Source organism: Streptomyces sp. NPDC037410, from assembly GCF_055602235.1.
In genome coordinates this window covers 349,976-367,462 of record NZ_JBVJWR010000004.1, presented here as the reverse complement: position 1 = coordinate 367,462, position 17,487 = coordinate 349,976, and the positions used below count along the sequence as shown (strand labels likewise).

At 72.9% G+C, this 17,487-nt stretch carries 17 protein-coding genes; 7 read left to right on the top strand and 10 right to left on the bottom strand.

From position 1 onward, the window contains the following. The first annotated feature begins 174 nt into the window (after positions 1-174). A complete protein-coding gene (locus ACZ7HT_RS09360) occupies positions 175-1,299 on the top strand; it encodes a serine/threonine-protein kinase (RefSeq protein ID WP_471162013.1) in 1,125 nt (374 codons plus the stop codon). A gap of 33 nt (positions 1,300-1,332) precedes the next feature. Here ACZ7HT_RS09360 and ACZ7HT_RS09355 read toward each other — a convergent pair whose 3' ends face one another. Next, the gene (locus ACZ7HT_RS09355; RefSeq protein WP_471162010.1) at positions 1,333-1,614 is read right to left on the bottom strand and encodes a hypothetical protein; all 282 of its coding nucleotides are present in this window, start codon (positions 1,612-1,614) and stop codon (positions 1,333-1,335) included. Positions 1,615-1,783: 169 nt separating this feature from the next. Here ACZ7HT_RS09355 and ACZ7HT_RS09350 point away from each other — a divergent pair, with 169 nt between their 5' ends. Beyond that, positions 1,784-3,646, top strand: a complete 1,863-nt coding sequence (locus ACZ7HT_RS09350) for an alkyl/aryl-sulfatase (RefSeq protein ID WP_471162008.1) — start codon at positions 1,784-1,786, stop codon at positions 3,644-3,646. Between the two features lie 19 nt (positions 3,647-3,665). Here ACZ7HT_RS09350 and ACZ7HT_RS09345 read toward each other — a convergent pair whose 3' ends face one another. Further along, positions 3,666-5,057 carry a tetratricopeptide repeat protein gene (locus ACZ7HT_RS09345; protein ID WP_471162005.1) on the bottom strand — a complete coding sequence of 464 codons (1,392 nt, stop codon included), beginning with the start codon at positions 5,055-5,057 and terminating at the stop codon, positions 3,666-3,668. A gap of 165 nt (positions 5,058-5,222) precedes the next feature. Here ACZ7HT_RS09345 and ACZ7HT_RS09340 point away from each other — a divergent pair, with 165 nt between their 5' ends. Together ACZ7HT_RS09340 and ACZ7HT_RS09335 are read left to right on the top strand one after the other, a co-directional pair. Next, a complete protein-coding gene (locus tag ACZ7HT_RS09340) occupies positions 5,223-6,257 on the top strand; it encodes an Lrp/AsnC family transcriptional regulator (RefSeq protein ID WP_471162002.1) in 1,035 nt (344 codons plus the stop codon). Positions 6,258-6,277: 20 nt separating this feature from the next. Continuing rightward, complete coding sequence (locus ACZ7HT_RS09335) at positions 6,278-6,577, top strand: DUF6191 domain-containing protein (protein WP_471161999.1); 300 nt, start codon at positions 6,278-6,280, stop codon at positions 6,575-6,577. A 9-nt stretch (positions 6,578-6,586) separates the two neighbouring features. Here ACZ7HT_RS09335 and ACZ7HT_RS09330 read toward each other — a convergent pair whose 3' ends face one another. Further along, the gene (locus ACZ7HT_RS09330; protein WP_471161996.1) at positions 6,587-7,417 is read right to left on the bottom strand and encodes a class I SAM-dependent methyltransferase; all 831 of its coding nucleotides are present in this window, start codon (positions 7,415-7,417) and stop codon (positions 6,587-6,589) included. Between the two features lie 62 nt (positions 7,418-7,479). Between ACZ7HT_RS09330 and ACZ7HT_RS09325 the strand changes: the two genes are divergently transcribed. After that, complete coding sequence (locus tag ACZ7HT_RS09325; RefSeq protein WP_471161993.1) at positions 7,480-9,300, top strand: S9 family peptidase; 1,821 nt, start codon at positions 7,480-7,482, stop codon at positions 9,298-9,300. A 129-nt stretch (positions 9,301-9,429) separates the two neighbouring features. Next, on the top strand, positions 9,430-10,170 hold the full coding sequence (locus tag ACZ7HT_RS09320) for an SURF1 family protein (RefSeq protein WP_471161990.1): 741 nt from the start codon (positions 9,430-9,432) through the stop codon (positions 10,168-10,170). Between the two features lie 134 nt (positions 10,171-10,304). On the opposite strand, the gene ACZ7HT_RS09315 is transcribed toward ACZ7HT_RS09320, so the two are convergent. The 4 genes from ACZ7HT_RS09315 to ACZ7HT_RS09300 form a co-directional block, all read right to left on the bottom strand. After that, entirely contained in the window at positions 10,305-11,576 is a 1,272-nt protein-coding gene (locus ACZ7HT_RS09315) for a hypothetical protein (RefSeq protein ID WP_471161987.1), read from the bottom strand. Next, the gene (locus tag ACZ7HT_RS09310; protein ID WP_471161984.1) at positions 11,573-12,301 is read right to left on the bottom strand and encodes a SigE family RNA polymerase sigma factor; all 729 of its coding nucleotides are present in this window, start codon (positions 12,299-12,301) and stop codon (positions 11,573-11,575) included. Before ACZ7HT_RS09310 ends, ACZ7HT_RS09315 begins: the two co-directional genes overlap by 4 nt. Before the next feature lie 256 nt (positions 12,302-12,557). Beyond that, positions 12,558-13,598 carry an aspartate-semialdehyde dehydrogenase gene (locus ACZ7HT_RS09305; protein WP_471161982.1) on the bottom strand — a complete coding sequence of 347 codons (1,041 nt, stop codon included), beginning with the start codon at positions 13,596-13,598 and terminating at the stop codon, positions 12,558-12,560. 24 nt (positions 13,599-13,622) lie between these two features. Continuing rightward, on the bottom strand, positions 13,623-14,894 hold the full coding sequence (locus tag ACZ7HT_RS09300) for an aspartate kinase (protein WP_471161979.1): 1,272 nt from the start codon (positions 14,892-14,894) through the stop codon (positions 13,623-13,625). A 233-nt stretch (positions 14,895-15,127) separates the two neighbouring features. Between ACZ7HT_RS09300 and ACZ7HT_RS09295 the strand changes: the two genes are divergently transcribed. Then, positions 15,128-15,538, top strand: a complete 411-nt coding sequence (locus ACZ7HT_RS09295) for a hypothetical protein (RefSeq protein WP_471161977.1) — start codon at positions 15,128-15,130, stop codon at positions 15,536-15,538. Here ACZ7HT_RS09295 and ACZ7HT_RS09290 read toward each other — a convergent pair. The 3 genes from ACZ7HT_RS09290 to ACZ7HT_RS09280 form a co-directional block, all read right to left on the bottom strand. Continuing rightward, positions 15,528-16,190, bottom strand: coding sequence for a DUF5063 domain-containing protein (locus ACZ7HT_RS09290; RefSeq protein WP_471161974.1), 663 nt, complete (start codon positions 16,188-16,190; stop codon positions 15,528-15,530). The genes ACZ7HT_RS09295 and ACZ7HT_RS09290 overlap by 11 nt on opposite strands. A gap of 47 nt (positions 16,191-16,237) precedes the next feature. Next, positions 16,238-16,837: a recombination mediator RecR gene (recR, locus tag ACZ7HT_RS09285; RefSeq protein ID WP_033202382.1), complete on the bottom strand. Its 600-nt coding sequence runs from the start codon at positions 16,835-16,837 to the stop codon at positions 16,238-16,240. A 92-nt stretch (positions 16,838-16,929) separates the two neighbouring features. Beyond that, on the bottom strand, positions 16,930-17,265 hold the full coding sequence (locus ACZ7HT_RS09280; protein ID WP_352027127.1) for a YbaB/EbfC family nucleoid-associated protein: 336 nt from the start codon (positions 17,263-17,265) through the stop codon (positions 16,930-16,932). Positions 17,266-17,487: the final 222 nt, after the last annotated feature.

Sequence of the window (17,487 nt, the reverse complement as noted above, 5' to 3'; positions counted from 1 at the left end):
CACCGAACGCCGCGATGCTAACCGCCTGGGGACACCTGCCGTTCACCCGGACCACGGGTGTCGTGCACCGCTCGGGGGCGCGGACGGGGGGAGCGCGGCGAGGGGCGGAGGCCGGCGGCTCTACGCTGGTTCTCTTCCGTCAGGTTGATCGATCGTCGAAAGGGTGGTCTCCAGGTGCTGGTCGCGGACCGATATCGGCTTCATGTGTGTATCGGCCGGGGCGGCATGGGTGAGGTGTGGCAGGCCACCGACGAGGTCCTCGGCCGGCCCGTGGCCGTGAAGCTGATGCTGGCCCAGGTTGCCGACCCGTCGGCCGCCGACCGCTTCCGCCTGGAGGCGCAGACCGCCGCGCGGCTGAGTCACCCGCACGTGGTGGGCGTCTTCGACTTCGGCACGTGGGACGGAAAGCTGTTCCTGGTCATGGAGTTGGTGGAGGGGGACAGCCTCCAGGGGAGCCCCTCCACCCCGCTGGTCCTGCCCGCCGAGCGGGCCGCGGTCGTCGCCGCGCACGCCGCCGCCGGGCTCGCGGCCGCGCACCGGCAGGGCGTCGTGCACCGGGACATCAAGCCGGGGAACCTGCTCGTCGACGGCGAAGGGACGGTCAAGCTGGCCGACTTCGGCATCGCGCGCTTCGTCGACGACCCCTCGGCCGCGCTCACGACGACGGGTCAGATCGTGGGCACCGGGCTGTACCTCGCGCCCGAGCGGGCCCTCGGGCAGCCCGCGTCGCCCGCCTCCGACGTGTACTCGCTGGGCTGCGTGCTCTACCAACTGCTCACCGGACGGCCGCCGTTCCGCGCGGACACCGCGACGGCCCTGCTGTACCAGCACATCGACACCCCGCCGGTGCCGCCGAGTCGGCTCGGGGCCGCGCTGCCGCCCGACTTCGAGACGTACCTGCTGAGCCTGCTCGCCAAGCAGCCGGAGCAGCGGCCTCCGGCGCAGGCGATCGCGGACTGGTTCTCGTCCGGCGCCTGGCGCGGGACGGCCGGATACCCCGGGGTCGCGCCCACCCCCGTAGCCGGTCCGCCCCATGCGCCTCACGCGCCCCATCAGCCCACTGGGGCCGCCCCCATGCCCATGCCCGCGCCGGTGCACACGCCCGCGCCCACCCCGCCGCCGATGAACCGGCCGCCGGTGCCCCGGCCCGCGCCGTCCACCCGGCGGCGTCAGGCCCCGGCGAGCAGCGGCGGCGCGCTCGCGGAGCTCTCCCGGCGCCGCCCGCGCAAGACGGCGGCCGTGGCCGGGGCCATCGCCTTCGTGGTCTTCCTGATCATCGGGATGGCCTGGCTGTCGTAGGGCCTGGTTGTCCTAGGGGGGGGTCCGCACCGCTCAGTACAGCCTCGGTGCCATCACGTGCGGCTCCTCGTCCTCGGCCATGAGCAGCAGGCAGCGCGGTACGCCGGGCCCCGGGGTCGCGCGGACGGTCGCCGGCGTCGGCGGGTCGGTCGGCAGCTCGATCGTGACGGTGACCGGCCGGTCGTCCCGGCCCGTCGCGTAGCCGGTCGACTTGCCGTCGACGAGGACCTCGACCACCGGCGTGTGCCCGGTCTGGACGGTCGCGGAGACCGAGTGCCCGAGGTGGTCGATGTGGAAGTGATGGCGTGACCTCATGGGCCACCTCCGTCCCGCCGCGAAGGACACGTGCCGCCCGAGCGGGACGCGTACCTCCAGCGTAGGCACGGTCCGGCACCCCCGCCGCTCCGGCGTGCGGCCCTGGGACCCCGGTGTTCAGATGGTCCGGTACGCCGACCCCGCCCGCGCGGAACGGAGCACCTGGCACATGAGCGACACCCTGCCCTCCTTCGACGACACGACCGACGTCGAGAATGCCGACCGGGGCTTCCTCGGCGCACTGGTCCCCGGTGTGGTGAGGGCCGGGGACGGCCGCGTGATCTGGGACAACGACGCGTACGCCTTCCTCAAGGCGGAGTGCCCGGACACCGCGCACCCCAGCCTGTGGCGGCAGGGGCAGCTGTCCGCCCGCCAGGGCCTCTACGAGGTCACCGGGGGCGTCTACCAGGTCCGCGGCCTCGACATCTCCAACATGACCCTCGTCGAGGGCGAGCGCGGGGTGATCGTCATCGACCCGCTGATCTCCGTGGAGACGGCGGCCGCCGCGCTCGCGCTCTACCGCGAGCACCGCGGCGAACGGCCGGTCACCGGCGTGATCTACACCCACTCGCACGGCGACCACTTCGGCGGCGTCCGAGGCGTCCTCCCGGACGCCACCGAGGAGGGCGTGCCGATCCTCGCGCCCGCCGGGTTCCTGGAGCACGCGGTCAGCGAGAACGTGTACGCGGGGAACGCGATGACCCGCCGGGCGAGCTACATGTACGGCGTCGGCCTCCCGAAGGCCCCGGACGGCCAGATCGGGGTGGGCCTCGGCCAGGCCACCTCCACCGGCACCATCAGCCTGATCCCGCCGACCGTGGACATCACGGAGACCGGGCAGCAGGAGACGGTCGACGGCGTCCGGATCGTCTTCCAGCTGACGCCGGGCACCGAGGCCCCGGCCGAGATGAACTTCCTCTTCCCCGACCTGCGCGCCCTGTGCCTGGCGGAGAACGCCACGCACAACATGCACAACGTGCTCACCCTGCGCGGCGCGGTCGTCCGCGACGCCCGGATCTGGGCGCACTACCTGGACGAGGCGATCGAGTACTTCCACGGGCAGTACGACGTCGGCTTCGCCTCCCACCACTGGCCGACCTGGGGCCATGACAACGTGGTGCGGTTCCTGGCCGAACAGCGCGACCTCTACGCGTACCTGCACGACCAGACGCTGCGGCTCCTCAACGAGGGCTGGACGGGCACCGAGATCGCCGAGCGGATCGAGCTGCCGCCCGCCCTGGAGAAGACCTGGCACGCCCGCGGCTACTACGGCTCGCTCAGCCACAACAGCAAGGCGGTCTACCAGCGGTACCTCGGCTGGTACGACGGCAACCCGGCCCATCTGTGGGAGCACCCGCCGGTGGAGCTCGCGCGGCGGTACGTGGACGTGGCCGGCGGCCCCGCCGAGGCCGTCCGGAAGGCCCGCGCCTACGCCGAGGACGGGGACCCGCGCTTCGCGGCGACCCTGCTCGGCCACGTGGTCTTCGCCGACCCCGGGAACACGGAGGCGAAGGAGGCCCTCGCCGGGGTGTACGAGAAGCTCGGGCGCGGCGCCGAGAACGCCACCTGGCGGAACGTCTACCTGCGCGGCGCCCAGGAGCTCCGCCAGGGCGTCACCGGCGAGATGGTCGACATGACCAACCCCGAGATGGCGATGGCCCTCACCGTCCCCATGCTGATCGACTCGATCGCCATCCGGATCGACGGGCCGCGCGCCTGGGACGACGACCTGACGATCGACCTCGTCCTGACCGACACGGGCGCGCCCAACCTCAAGGGCGCGCCCACCGACGCGGGCGAGCGCCACCGCCTCACCCTCCACAACGGCGCCCTCACCCACCGGGTCGTCGCCGAGCCCCGGACGCCCGCCGGGCTCACCCTCACCCTCGGGAAGCTCCAGCTCCTCGGACTCCTCGCCGGGAAGGGCGTCCAGGAGCTCGGCATCGGCGTCGAGGGCGATCCGGCGCTGCTCGCCCGCCTCTTCTCGTACGTGACGAAGCCCGACGCCCACTTCCCGATCGTCACGCCGTGACCCCGGCCGCCCCGAGCCTCTACACCTCGCACGACAGCGCGAACAGGCCCCGTCGCGCGCCCTCCTCGTAGGCGCTGCGCAGTTCCGGGTCGGCGAGGAGCGCCCCGAGGGCCTCCTCGCCACGCGCGCGCGTGGCCACGCAGTACTCCGAGGGCCGGTACGAGGCGTCGAAGACCGAGGTCCGCAACAGGTCGACCGCGCCCAGGAGATGGGCCGCCGCGTCGTGCTGCCCGTCCATCGCCCGCATCTGGGCGAGGAGTTCCGCCGCGCAGGCCGCGCCCACGGCGGAACCGAGCCGCAGATGCACCCGCAGGGCCCGCCGGGCGTACTCCGCGGCACGCTCCCGATCTCCGTCCCAGGCGCCCAGTTCGGCCCGTACGTGGTACGCCCAGGCGTCGGCGCACAGGTCCCGGCCCACCCAGGCCCGCCGGCTCTCGCGGTCCGTGTCCGCCTCGTCCAGCGCCTCCTGCGCGCCCTCCGGGTCGGAGCGGCACAGGGAGAGCGCGAGCCCGACCCAGCAGGCCTGCCGGCTCGGCCCGAACTCCGGGTGCTCCTCCATCAGGTCGAGGGCCTCCCGGAACTCGCCCGCCGCCGCGCGCGTACGCCCCTGGTAGAGGGCGGTCGCGCCGCGCAGATGGGCGAGGAGCGACAGGCAGCGCTCGTCGCCGTCCCGTACGGCCGCCGCCCAGGCCTGGGCGAGGAGCGGGTCGGCGTCCTCGGGGCGGCCCGACTCCAGCTCCAGGAAGGCCGCGAGCCACAGGCCGCGGGCGGACGGCGGTCCCGGGTGCAGGCTGAGGGCGTGCCGCAGCCGGGAGCGGCCCTCGGCGATCCGCCCGCAGGACACCCACAGGAACCACAGGGCGACCGCGATCTCGACGGACGTCTCGGCCTCGGCGCTCGGCGAGAGCGGCGCGGTCGTCGGGTCCATGGCGGCCGCCAGGTCCGGGAGTTCGCGCAGGGCCAGGTCACGGGCGTCGAGCTGGCGGCCCCGCTGCCACCAGTCGGCGGCCCGCCGGGCCACCTTCACGCACCACCTGCGGTGGTGCAGCAGGACGGCCCAGCGGTCGCCGCGCGCGGTGAGCCGGCGGGCGCCGACGGCCCGCATCGGGTGCGGCATCCAGTAGCGGGGCAGCCCGTCCTCGCCGTCGAACAGGTCGTCGACGGGGAGCAGGGCGAGCGGCGCGAGCCGGTCGAAGACCGCCTGGATCTCCCCGGCGGGCAGCGACCCGGAGGCGCAGACCTCGCGGACGGCCTCCCGGCCGAAGGCGCCCTCGAAGACGGACAGCCGCTCCCACAGGAGCTGTTCGGCCGGGCCGCAGCCCTCGTAGCCCCGCTCGGCCGCGGCGACGTGGTCAAGGCCGACGTGTTCACCCCACAGACGCTGGGTCTCCGGTGGTTCCGCTGCCCACATGTACTTCCAGCCCCCGGGTCGCTTCTCCGCCCTTCTCCTGTGACATAGGACGGATCTGATGGAAATCGGACGGCGTCGCGGCTTGAATGCCTTTGCCCTGGTCCACATCCTGGGCCCTTCCCGTGCCCGCACCCAGGGTTTCCCCGGGATCGACCAAGGAGGCACATGCATACCAGGGAATCCGTCCTCGGGGAGGTGGATCTGGCGCTGATCCACGCACTGCAGATCGCCCCGCGCGCCAGCTGGACCCAGCTCGCCGGCGTGCTCGACGTGAGCCCGGACACCCTCGCCCGGCGCTGGGAGACCCTCACCACCGGCGGGTACGCCTGGAGTTCGCTGCTCGCCGCCCGGCGCGGCACGGGAGCCACTCTGTACGCCTGGGTCGAGCTGGAGTGCTTCGCCGGAGCCGCCGAGGCCACCGCGACCGAGGTCTCCGGCGACCCGTACACCCTCGGCGTCCACCAGGTGACCGGCGACGCCGATCTGGTGCTGCTCGTCAACTGCCCCGACCTGTACGCCCTCGACGGCTACCTCGCCGGGCGGGTGCGGCGGCTCCCCGGGGTGCTCAGGGCCCGCACCCAGGTCGTCACCCAGCTGCACAACCGCCCGTACCGCTCGCGGATCGAGCAGCTCACCCCTGCGCAGGCGCAGCACCTCGGCGAGATCACCGGCGCCGACCGGCGGGGCCGGGCCCCCGCGCGCGCGTACCCGCCCGTCACGGAACTCGACCAGCGGATCGTCGCGGAGCTGGCGGGGGACGCCCGGCGCAGCGCCGCCGAACTGGCCCGGCGGTGCGGCACCAGCGAGTCGACGGTGCGCCGCAGGCTGGACGCCCTGGCCGCGGCCGGCGCCGTCCACCACCACTGCCTGCCGGCCCCGCGGTTCTCCGGGCGGCCGGTGTGGGCGCTCGTCACCGCGTGCGTACCGCCCCTTGAGGTGGCCGAGTCGGTGGCCTCGCTGACCCGGCTGCGCCAGACCCGTGTGGTCACCTCCGTCACCGGCCCGAACAACCTGGCCCTCGCCATGTGGCTGCGTACGGTCGAGGAGCTCCACGACGTGACGGCGGCGCTGGTACGGGCCTCGCCGGCGCTGCGGATCACGGGCACCGCCGTGGCGCTGCGCACCCACAAGATCGGCGCGCAGGTCCTCGGCCCGGACGGCCGAAGAACCCATCACATACGTCCTGACGCGCCCGCGTGAAGCGTGTTGTGATGGAGGGCATGGGGTTCGCCGTGTTCGTGACGCTGCCCGGTCTGGTGATCCTGCTGACCGTGATCGCCTTCGCCGACCAGTTCCTCCGCATGACCGGACGCGGCAAGCGGACCGGGACGGTCTCCTCGACCGGCTTCGAGCAGCTGCACGCCACCTTCTCGCAGGGCAAGCAGAACGAGCTCAAGGAGCGGCAGAGCGCCCTGGTGCTGCGCGACGACGAGGAGGACGGCGCCCCGCCGCGCCACTCGACGGTGGACCTCGGCGGCGGGCGGGCCGTCATCAGGATCAGGCCGGGCGGGATGCCTTGACCCTCGCCGTCAGGCCGGGCGGGACGCCTTGACCGAGTACATCAGGGGGACGCGGGGGCGGTCCGCGGGGAAGCGGTAGTAGCCGTCCGCGTGCCGCTGGAGGGCGCCGTAGCGGGGGAAGAGCGAGGCGTCGTGCTCGTGCAGGAACTCGATGCGCAGGCCCGCCTTCGCGAGTGCCGTGACGACCTCGCCGACCGGGTGCACCCACTCCACGCTGCGGTTGTGGACGGTGACCGCGTCGAGGTCGGCGTACGTCCCCGGGTGGGTGTCCACCCACGGATCGCGGACGAAGTAGTCGTGCACGACCCGGCTGCCGGTCTCGTCGTCGAGCGAGTCGGTCAGCGGATGGAACTCGGAGACGTAGAGGAAGCCGCCCGGGGCGACGAGGGAGGCGGCGGTCTCCGCCCAGCGCTCGATGTCCGGCAGCCAGCACAGCGCGCCGCCGCCGGTGTAGACGATGTCGTACGAGCCGTCGGGGACGGCCTCCGCGGCGTCGTACACGTCGGCGGCGACGAAGGCGGCACGGTCCTGCGACAGGCCCAGGTCGGCGGCGAGCGAGCGGGCGGTCTCGACGGCCGGCTCGGAGAAGTCGAGGCCGACGACGCGGGAGGCGCCGTGCCGGGCCCAGGAGAGGGTGTCCAGGCCGATGTGGCACTGGAGGTGGAGCAGCGAGCGGCCGGTGACGTCGCCGACCTCCGCGAGCTCGAAGTCCCGCAGGGCGTCCTTGCCCGCGCGGAAGGTGTCGAGGTCGTAGAACGCGCTGGCGACGTGGATCGGGACGCGCTCGTCCCACTTCGCGCGGTTGGCCTCGTGCCAGTCCTCGGGCGTCGGAGAGTACATGCCGGCGAGGTTATCCACAGGCTGCGGACGACGCGACCCGATTGTCGGCGGCGCGGAGCATGATGGATGCCATGACTACCGAGAGCAAGCACAGCGACACCCCCGTCTGGGAGCAGCGCTTCCGGGCACCTCGCGTCTCCCTGCCCGAGTGGGCCGAGGAGGCCCCGGACCGCTCACTCTTCGTGTCCAACGCGACCGGGACGTACGAGCTGTACGCCTGGGACCGGGCGAGCGGCGGGCAGCGGCAGGTCACGGACCGGCCGAACGGCACGACGGACGGCACGCTGTCGCCGGACGGCGCCTCGATCTGGTGGTTCGCGGACACCGACGGGGACGAGTTCGGGGTGTGGATGCGCCAGCCGTTCGAGGGCGGCGCGGACGAGCCGGCCGTGCCCGGCCTCGCCCCCTCCTATCCGGCCGGGCTCGCCATCGGCCGGGAGGGCACGCTCGTGGTGGGCCGCTCCACGGACGAGGACGGCTCGACGGTCCATCTCGTACGGCCCGGGGCCGCCGCCCCCGTCGAGATCTACCGGCACCGCGAGTCGGCCGGCGTCGGCGACCTGTCCCACGACGGCTCGCTGATCGCGATCGAGCACACCGAGCACGGCGACGCGATGCACTCGGCGCTGCGCGTGCTGCGTGCCTCGGACGCGGGCGTGGTGGCCGAGCTCGACGACACCAAGGGCGGCACGGAGGAGCTGGGGCTCACGGTCCTCGGCTTCGCCCCGCTGGCCGGGGACACCCGGCTGCTCGTCGGGCACCAGCGGCGCGGCCGCTGGGAGCCGATGCTGTGGGACGTGGCGACGGGCACCGAGACCGACCTGCGGCTCGACCTGCCGGGCGACGTGTCGGCCGAGTGGTACCCGGACGGTTCGGGGCTGCTGATCGTGCACGGCTTCGAGGCCCGCAGCGAGCTGTGGCGGTACGAGATCGCGACCGGCGCCCTGGTGCGGGTGGAGACCCCGGCCGGTTCGGTGTCGAGCGCGACGGCCCGGCCGGACGGCTCCGTGGAGTACCTGTGGTCCTCGGCCGCCGAGCCGCCGGTGGTGCGCTCCACGGCCGGCGGTGTCGTGCTCGACCCGCCCGGCCCGAAGGCGCCGCCGTCGGTGCCCGTGCAGGACGTGTGGGTGGACGGCCCCGGCGGCCGGGTCCACGCGCTCGTGCAGCGCCCGGCGGAGGGCGAGGGTCCCTTCCCGACGGTCTTCGAGGTGCACGGCGGCCCCACCTGGCACGACAGCGACGCCTTCGCGTCGGGCCCGGCGGCCTGGGTGGACCACGGGTACGCGGTGGTGCGGGTCAACTACCGGGGCTCCACGGGCTACGGCCGGGAGTGGACCGACGCGCTGAAGCACCGGGTCGGTCTGATCGAGCTGGAGGACATCGCGGCGGTCCGCGCCTGGGCGGTGGACAGCGGCCTCGCGGACCCGGCGCGCCTGGTCCTCTCCGGCGGCTCCTGGGGCGGCTACCTGACGCTGCTCGGTCTGGGCACCCAGCCGGACGACTGGGCGGTCGGTCTCGCGGCCGTGCCCGTCGCGGACTACGTCACGGCGTACGAGGACGAGATGGAGGCCCTCAAGGCGATGGACCGGACGCTCCTGGGGGGCTCCCCGGAGGAGGTGCCCGAGCGGTACGCGGCCTCGTCGCCGCTGACGTACGTGGACGCGGTGAAGGCCCCGGTGCACGTGACGGCCGGCGTCAACGACCCGCGCTGCCCGATCCGGCAGATCGACAACTACGTCGACCGGCTGGCGGCCCGGGGCGCGGTCCACGAGGTGTACCGGTACGACGCGGGCCACGGCTCGCTGGTGGTGGAGGAGCGGATCAAGCAGGTCTCCCTGGACCTGGACTTCACGGCGAGACACCTGGGGGGCGCCCAGGCCTGACGGCGAGCCCGGGCCGGGGCGGGACGCGGGGACCTGGACTGCGGGGGCCTGAGGTGAGCCCGGCCGGCCGGGGCGGGACGCGGGGACCCGGGCTGCGGGGGCCTGGGGCCGCTTGCGTACCGTGGGGGCGTGTACCGGTTCCTGAGAACGCCCCGCTGGTGGGGGATCAACGTCTTCGTCCTCCTCGCGATCCCGTTCTGCGTGTTCATGGGGACCTGGCAGCTCGGCAAGTTCGAGGACCGCGTCGCCTCCCACCGGGAGGCCGAGGAGCGGCCTCCCGCGAGCGCGCGGAAGGCCGAGCCGCTGGCCTCCCTGCTGCCGGTGGACAAGGAGACCTCGGGCCGCTCGGCGCAGGCGCGCGGCCGGTTCGGGGAGCAGTTCCTCGTGCCGGACCGCGAGCTGGACGGCCGCACCGGTTCGTATGTCCTGACGCTGCTGAAGACGGACGGCGGCCGGTCGCTGCCGGTGGTCCGCGGCTGGCTCCCCGCGGGCGCGAAGGCGCCCGCCCCGCCGTCCGGCGAGGTGACGGTGGTGGGCGCGCTCCAGGCCTCGGAGAACCCGGGCACGAAGGGCGTCCGCACGGCGGGCGGGCTGCCCGAGGGCCAGCTCGGCATGATCAGCGCGGCGTCCCTGGTGAACGTGGTCACGGACGACGTGTACGACGCGTGGATCACCCTGGCGGACTCCCCCGCCGGGCTCACGCCGGTCCCGGCCGCGGCCGCGGCGGGCACGGGCCTGGACGCGAAGGCCTTCCAGAACCTCGGCTACACGGCGGAGTGGTTCGTCTTCGCGGGCTTCGTCGTCTTCATGTGGTTCCGCCTCGTCCGCCGCGAGGCGGAGGCCTCCCGCGACGAGGCGCTCGGCCTGTAGGACGGACCTCGTAGGACGGTCCTCGTAGGACGGTCCTCGCAGGGCTGGGCCTGTAGGGCTCGGCGGCGGAGGACTCGGCCCGGAGGGCTTCCCCTCCCCGCCCACAGGCAGACCGCCCCCAGGCCGGCGCACGGTCAGGAGCCCGGGAGGACGCCCGTGCGGTAGATCGTGCCGGCGCAGGCGTTCGTGACGACGGTGGAGGCCGTGGGGCCGCCCGACTCCCCGGTGTGGGTGACGACGATGCTGCCGTCCGCCTGGCCGCCGTCGAGGAGCAGCTGGGGCGCCGCGCCCGAGCCCGTGCCCGCTTCCGTGCCGGCGCCTCCGCCGGTCTCGGTGCCGCCCGCCCCGCTCGTCGGGTCGTCCGTCGGCGTGGGCGTCGGGGTCGGCGTCGGGGTCGGGGTGACCGGCGGGTCGGTCGGGGTGGTCGGCGTGGGCGTCGGGGTGCTGGTCGTCGGGCAGGTCTCGCTCGGCACCCAGGCGAACTTCACCTCGTAGCTGCCGTTCGGCTTCAGGACGAGCGCGAACGACTCCTGCGAGGGGTCGGGCAGTCCGCTGCCGTCGCCGGAGGTGTGCCGGACGACCGAGATGCTGCCCGGGTCGGCCGCGCCGCGGGCCTCGAAGGAGACGATGCCCGCGCCGTCCACCACGCAGTCCGAGCCGGAGACGTTGGCGATGCGGAAGGTGCCGTGCACCTTGCCGTCGCTCTCCATCCCGCCGGCGCCCGACTGGGCGACGGCAAGCTGGCCGGCGGAGCACCGTGGGGTGGAGCCGGGGCCGCCGCCCGCCGACTGCTGCGGGCCGCCGCTGCCGGTGGCCCCGGGCCCGGGACTCTGCGGCTTGCCGGAGGCGCTGTCGGAGGGGTCGGGGCTGGGCGAGACGCTGCTCGCGGGGCCCTTGGAGCTCTGGCCGCCCTCGACGCCGGTCGCGGTGCCGGTGCCGCCCTGGGACTGCTCGCCGTGGGCGGCGTTCGCCGCGTTGGGGTCGGAGATGCCGCCCGAGGCGGCGACGTGCACGAAGGCGGGGACGGCCGTGCCGATGAGGACGGCGGCGGCGGCGGCGCCGACGATGGCCTGCCGCTTGCGGGCGCGCCGCGCGGGCACGGCCCGGCGCAGGTGCTCCAGCGAGCCGAGGGAGGGCTCCAGGTCGCCCACGGCGTCCTGGAAGAGCCGCCGCAGCGCGAGCTCGTCGTCGCCCTCGCCGGGCCCGGGCTCGATCTTCACCATGCGCTGTCCACTCAGCTCGTCACGTTCATCCAGGGCATCAGGCTTCTCCGCAGCGGAGGAGGCGGAGGCGGAGGCGGAGGAGTCGTCCTCTCGTGCCGTTCCGGGCGCATGCCTCTGCGCGGGGACCTCGTCGCCGTCACGGTTCTCGTGGGCCACGCCGTCCCCGCCGGGTACCTCGGTCATGTCGTCGCTCCCATCGCGACGCGCAGCGCCGCGATGCCCCGCGAACCGTACGCCTTCACCGAACCCAGGGATATGCCGAGCGTCTCGGCGACCTGGACCTCGGTCATGTCGGAGAAGTACCGCAGGGCGAGCACCTCGCGCTGGCGTCGCTGGAGTCCGCGCATGGCCCTGATCAGGTCCTCGCGCTCCAGCTGCTCGTACGCCCCCTCCTCGGCGCTGGCCATGTCCGGCATCGGCTTGGACAGCAGCTTCAGGCCGAGGATGCGGCGGCGCAGCGCGGACCGGGAGAGGTTCACCACGGTCTGGCGCAGGTAGGCGAGGGTCTTCTCGGGCTCGCGCACCCGCTTGCGCGCCGAGTGGACGCGGATGAAGGCCTCCTGGACGACGTCCTCGCAGGAGGCCGTGTCGTCGAGGAGCAGCGCGGCGAGACCGAGCAGCGACCGGTAGTGGGCGCGGTAGGTCTCGGTCAGGTGGTCGACGGTGGTGCCGGAGGCCGGTCCGGCCTCGATGCTCCTGCGGGGCGACGGGATGCCGTCGACGCCGCCGGTGCGGGCTCCGGTGGGCACGGGGGCGATCACCGGCATGCCGCCGAGTGCGCGCGGGCGCCGGAGCGGACGGACCGCGGAGCCGCGCACGGGGACGACGGCGCCGCTCCGCACGGGGAGCACCGCCATGCCCGCGCCGCGCAGCGGGGCGATGGTCGTGATGTCGAGTACCTCTGCCACGCCTGTTGGACACGCTTCACCCGGAGAGGGTTGTACGCGTACGCCGCCTTTTTCGACGGCGGGTTGTTCGTCCTCATGCGTAACCGTTCTCCCCCGATGCCCCGCTTTCCGCGTGTCCCGCGCCACACGGTGGTCGTGGGTGCACGCAGAGACGCGCCCCGCCCCACCTCTGGTTGCAGTACGGGGGAAGTGCATCGTCGAACACGGCATCGCCGCAGTTCAAGTGATATCTGACGCCTTTTTGCTCACAGGTCGTTCACAGATCACACAAATCCGTGACAAGGGATTCCGCGATCTGAAGGGCGTTCAGGGCGGCGCCCTTGCGCAGGTTGTCGGCGCAGACGAAGAAGTCGAGGGCGCGCTCGTCGTCGAGGGAGCGGCGGATCCGGCCGACCCAGGCGGGGTCGGTGCCGACGACGTCGGCGGGGGTGGGGAAGTCGCCCGCGGCCGGGTCGTCGCAGACCACGACGCCGGGGGCGGTGGCGAGGACCTCGTGGGCGCGGCCGAGGGGGACGGGCCGCTCGAAGCGGGCGTGCACGGAGACGGAGTGCCCGGTGACGACGGGGACGCGTACGCAGGTGGCGGCGATCCGGAGGGCGGGCAGGCCGAGGATCCGGCGGGTCTCGTCGCGGACGTGGTCCTCCTCGGAGGAGGCGCCGTCGGCGCCGGGGGCGCCGGACCAGGGCAGCACGTTGAGCGCGAGGGGGCCGGGGAAGGGGCCGGTGTTCTCGCCGACGGCGCGGCGTACGTCTCCGGGATGGGTGCCCAGGTCGCCGGCGGCGGCCACCAGGCCGAGCTGGGCGCGGAGCGCGTCGACGCCCGCCTGTCCGGCGCCGGCGCCGCTGGCGGCCTGCTGGGCGGTGACGACCAGTTCGGCGAGGCCGAACTCGGCGTGCAGGGAGCCCACGGCGACGATCAGCGCGAGGGTGGTGGAGCCGGGTCCCGCGACGATGCCCCGGGGGCGCACCCGCGCGGCGTGGCCGTTGAGCTCGGGGACGACGAGCGGCACGTCGGGGTCGCCGCGGTAGGCGGCGGAGGTGTCCACGACGACGGCGCCCCGGGAGACGGCGATCGGCGCCCACTGGGCGGCGACGGTCTCGGGCACGAGGAAGAGGGCCAGGTCGACGCCCTCGAAGGCCTCCTCGCTCAGCGCGAGGATCTCGCACTCCTCCCCCCGCAGGAGGGCCTTGCGGCCCGCCGAGCGGGGGGAGGCGAGAAGGCGGATCTCGCCCCAGACGTCCGCGTGGTGCGTGAGCATCTGGAGCATCACCGAGCCGACCGCCCCGGTCGCTCCCACGACCGCGAGCGTCGGCTTGGGGGGTCATCGTCCGGTGCCTCCGTAGACGACGGCCTCGTCCGAGTCGCTGTCCAGGCCGAAGGCGGTGTGGACGGCGCGCACGGCCTCGTTGACGTCGTCGGCGCGGGTGACGACCGAGATGCGGATCTCGGAGGTCGAGATGAGCTCGATGTTCACGCCCGCGTCGGACAGCGCCTTGAAGAAGTCGGCGGTGACGCCCGGGTTCGTCTTCATGCCCGCGCCGACCAGGGAGATCTTGCCGATCTGGTCGTCGTAGCGCAGCGAGTCGAAGCCGATCGCGGTCTTCGCCCTCTCCAGCTCGTCGATGGCCTTGCGGCCCTCGGCCTTGGGGAGGGTGAAGGAGATGTCCGTGAGGCCCGTGGCGGCCGCGGACACGTTCTGCACGATCATGTCGATGTTGATCTCGGCGTCCGCGACGGCACGGAAGATGGCCGCGGCCTCGCCCGGCTTGTCCGGCACGCCGACGACCGTGATCTTGGCCTCGGAGGTGTCGTGCGCGACACCGGAGATGATGGCCTGCTCCACCTTCAGGTCCCCTGTCGGTTCGTTGCTGACCCACGTGCCCTGCAGCCCCGAGAAGGACGAGCGGACGTGGATCGGGATGTTGTAACGGCGTGCGTACTCGACGCAGCGGTGCAGCAGCACCTTGGAGCCGGAGGCGGCGAGCTCCAGCATGTCCTCGAAGGAGATCCAGTCGATCTTCTTCGCCTTCTTCACGACGCGCGGGTCGGCCGTGAACACACCGTCGACGTCGGTGTAGATCTCGCAGACCTCGGCGTCGAGCGCCGCGGCGAGCGCCACGGCGGTGGTGTCGGAACCGCCACGGCCCAGCGTGGTGATGTCCTTCTTGTCCTGGGACACGCCCTGGAATCCGGCGACGATGGCGATGTTGCCCTCGTCGAGGGCGGTACGGATCCGGCCCGGCGTGACATCGATGATGCGCGCTTTGTTGTGGACCGAGTCGGTGATGACGCCTGCCTGGCTACCGGTGAACGACTGGGCCTCGTGGCCCAGGTTTTTGATCGCCATGGCCAGCAGGGCCATGGAGATCCGCTCTCCGGCGGTCAGCAGCATGTCGAACTCACGTCCGGCAGGGATCGGGGATACCTGCTCGGCGAGATCGATCAGCTCGTCCGTCGTGTCGCCCATCGCGGAGACCACGACGACGACCTGATGGCCGTCCTTCTTGGTGTCCACGATCCGCTTGGCGACGCGCTTGATGCCTTCGGCATCGGCAACGGAGGAGCCTCCGTACTTCTGCACGACAAGGCCCACGTGCGCTCCTCGCTCAGTCTGTGCCGCAGCCGGCGCTGCGATCGGCTCAGTCTATCGAGGGACCCGGAAACGCCCGTGTGATATCGGATGGTGAGACGTGGCGCTCAGGGAATGATCACGCCGCGCCCGTCGGTGAGCGTCGGCCGCCGGTCGGTGATCGGTCGGTGATCTGTCGGCGGCCTCCGCCACGGTGAGGACATCGACCGAGCAGGAACAGAGCAGAGGAGCCGATCATGGACCAGACCCTGGTGGACCGGATGCGCACCTACCTGGACGCCGGCCTCGCGATGGACGTCGAGGCGCTGGACGCCCTGTACGACCCCGCCTTCGAGAACGTCCGCTGCGACGAGGAGGGCCTGACCCTGACCCTCACGAAGGACATGTTCATGAGCCGCTTCCGCGCGCTGAAGGAGCGGGGCGTGAGCGTCGGGGAGTCCGTCGACGACGCGACGTTCCTCACCACCAGCACGTACGGCGCGTACGGCTCGATCGTCGTGCACCGGGTGAAGGACGGTCTGCCCGTCCTCTACACCTTCGTGTGGCAGCGCGCCCCCCACGGCGGCTGGGGAACGCTGCTGCGCGAGTTCACGTACGAGAAGGACATCAGCCACCTCGTACGGATGATCGAAGGCGCTACTTCTTGAGGGACCGCAGGCCCAGCGGGGTCGCGATCTCCTCCAGCATCACGCGGCCCGCCTCCTCCGCCAGGTCGTCCTCGGTGAGGTCCTCGTCCGTGTCCAGGCCGTCGAGCTCGGCCAGCGGCTGGTCGAGGCGGACGTGGGCGACGAGGGACTGGAGGGCGCGCAGCGTGGCCGAGGCGGTGGGGCCCCAGTTGGAGAAGTACGAGAACTGCCACCACCACAGCGCCTCGCTGGTGCGGCCCGCGCGGTAGTGGGCGAGGCCGTGGCGCAGGTCGGTGACGATGTCGGCGAGGTTGTCGGAGATCCGGGCCGGGACCGGCGCCTTGCGCGGCTCGTACGGGTCGAAGACCTCGGAGAAGACGTCGACCGGCTCCAGCATCACCGCGAACCGCTCGCGGAGCTCGTCGACGTCCGGCTCCGGGCCCGTGTCCGGCTCGTACCGCTCGTCGGGGACGATGTCCGCGTGCGCACCGAGCCGGCCGCCCGCGAGGAGCAGCTGGGAGAGCTCCAGGAGCAGGAAGGGCACGGCGCTGTCCGGCTCGTCGCCCTTGGCGACCTCGGTCGTCGCGACGATGAAGCTCTCGATCGAGTCGGCGATCTGGACCGCGAAGTCGTCCGGGTCCTGCGTGACGGAGTGCAGTGTGGGATCAGACATCGAGCAGCCTCCCTGAGAGCGCGCGGGCGAGCGCGCCGGCCCTGTCGTCATACATCTAGCAGCCTCCGTCCCTCGAAGGCACGGCCGAGGGTCACCTCGTCGGCGTACTCCAGGTCGCCGCCGACGGGGAGTCCGCTGGCGAGCCGGGTCACCTTGAGCCCCATGGGCTTGATCATCCGCGCCAGGTACGTCGCGGTGGCCTCGCCCTCCAGGTTGGGGTCGGTCGCGAGGATCAGCTCGGTGACGGCGCCGTCGGCGAGCCGGGCGAGCAGCTCGCGGATGCGCAGGTCGTCGGGACCGACACCCTCGATGGGGCTGATCGCGCCGCCGAGGACGTGGTACCGGCCGCGGAACTCGCGGGTCCGCTCGATCGCCACGACGTCCTTGGGCTCCTCGACCACGCAGATGACGGTGAGGTCGCGGCGCGGGTCGCGGCAGATGTTGCACTGCTCCTGCTGTGCCACGTTCCCGCAGACCGCGCAGAACCTGACCTTCTCCTTGACCTCCAGGAGGGCGTGCGCGAGGCGCCGGACGTCCGTGGGCTCCGCCTGGAGGACGTGGAAGGCGATCCGCTGCGCGCTCTTGGGACCGACGCCGGGCAGCCTGCCCAGTTCGTCGATGAGGTCCTGAACCACGCCTTCGTACAACGGAACGCCTCTCTCGGGAGTGCTTGATTCTTACGGTAGTGGCTGGAAGCGAGCCTTAGAAGGGGCTCAGGAGCAGGGCCCGGAGGAAGAGCTCAGAAGCCCAGGCCAGGCATGCCGCCCATGCCCTGGGCGAGCGGGCCGAGCTTGGCCTGCTGGAGCTGCTGCGCGTTCTCGTTGGCGGCCTGGACGGCGGCGACGATCAGGTCGGCGAGCGTCTCGGTGTCCTCGGGGTCGACCGCCTTGGGGTCGATCTCCAGGCCGCGCAGCTCGCCGGAGCCGGTGACCGTGGCCTTGACCAGGCCGCCGCCCGCCTGACCGTCGACCAGGGTCGCGGCGAGCTCCTCCTGGGCCCGGGCGAGGTCCTGCTGCATCTTCTGGGCCTGCTGGAGAAGCTGCTGCATGTTGGGCTGGCCACCACCGGGGATCACGGTCACTCCTCAGGTTCGACAGGTCGGTATCCCGAGCCTACGTGGTCGCCGACCGGGGCGCCGACGCAACTCTTTCGAGTGAGAAACTGCGGGCTCCTCTACCTGATCAACACCCTCTTGCGGGCGGAAATCCTGGGATTCCGGGCCCATCGCCCACCATTCGGCGGTAGGAAGGGCAGGCACCACGTGCACCGCACGTCACAGAAGGACATGAGCACTGAG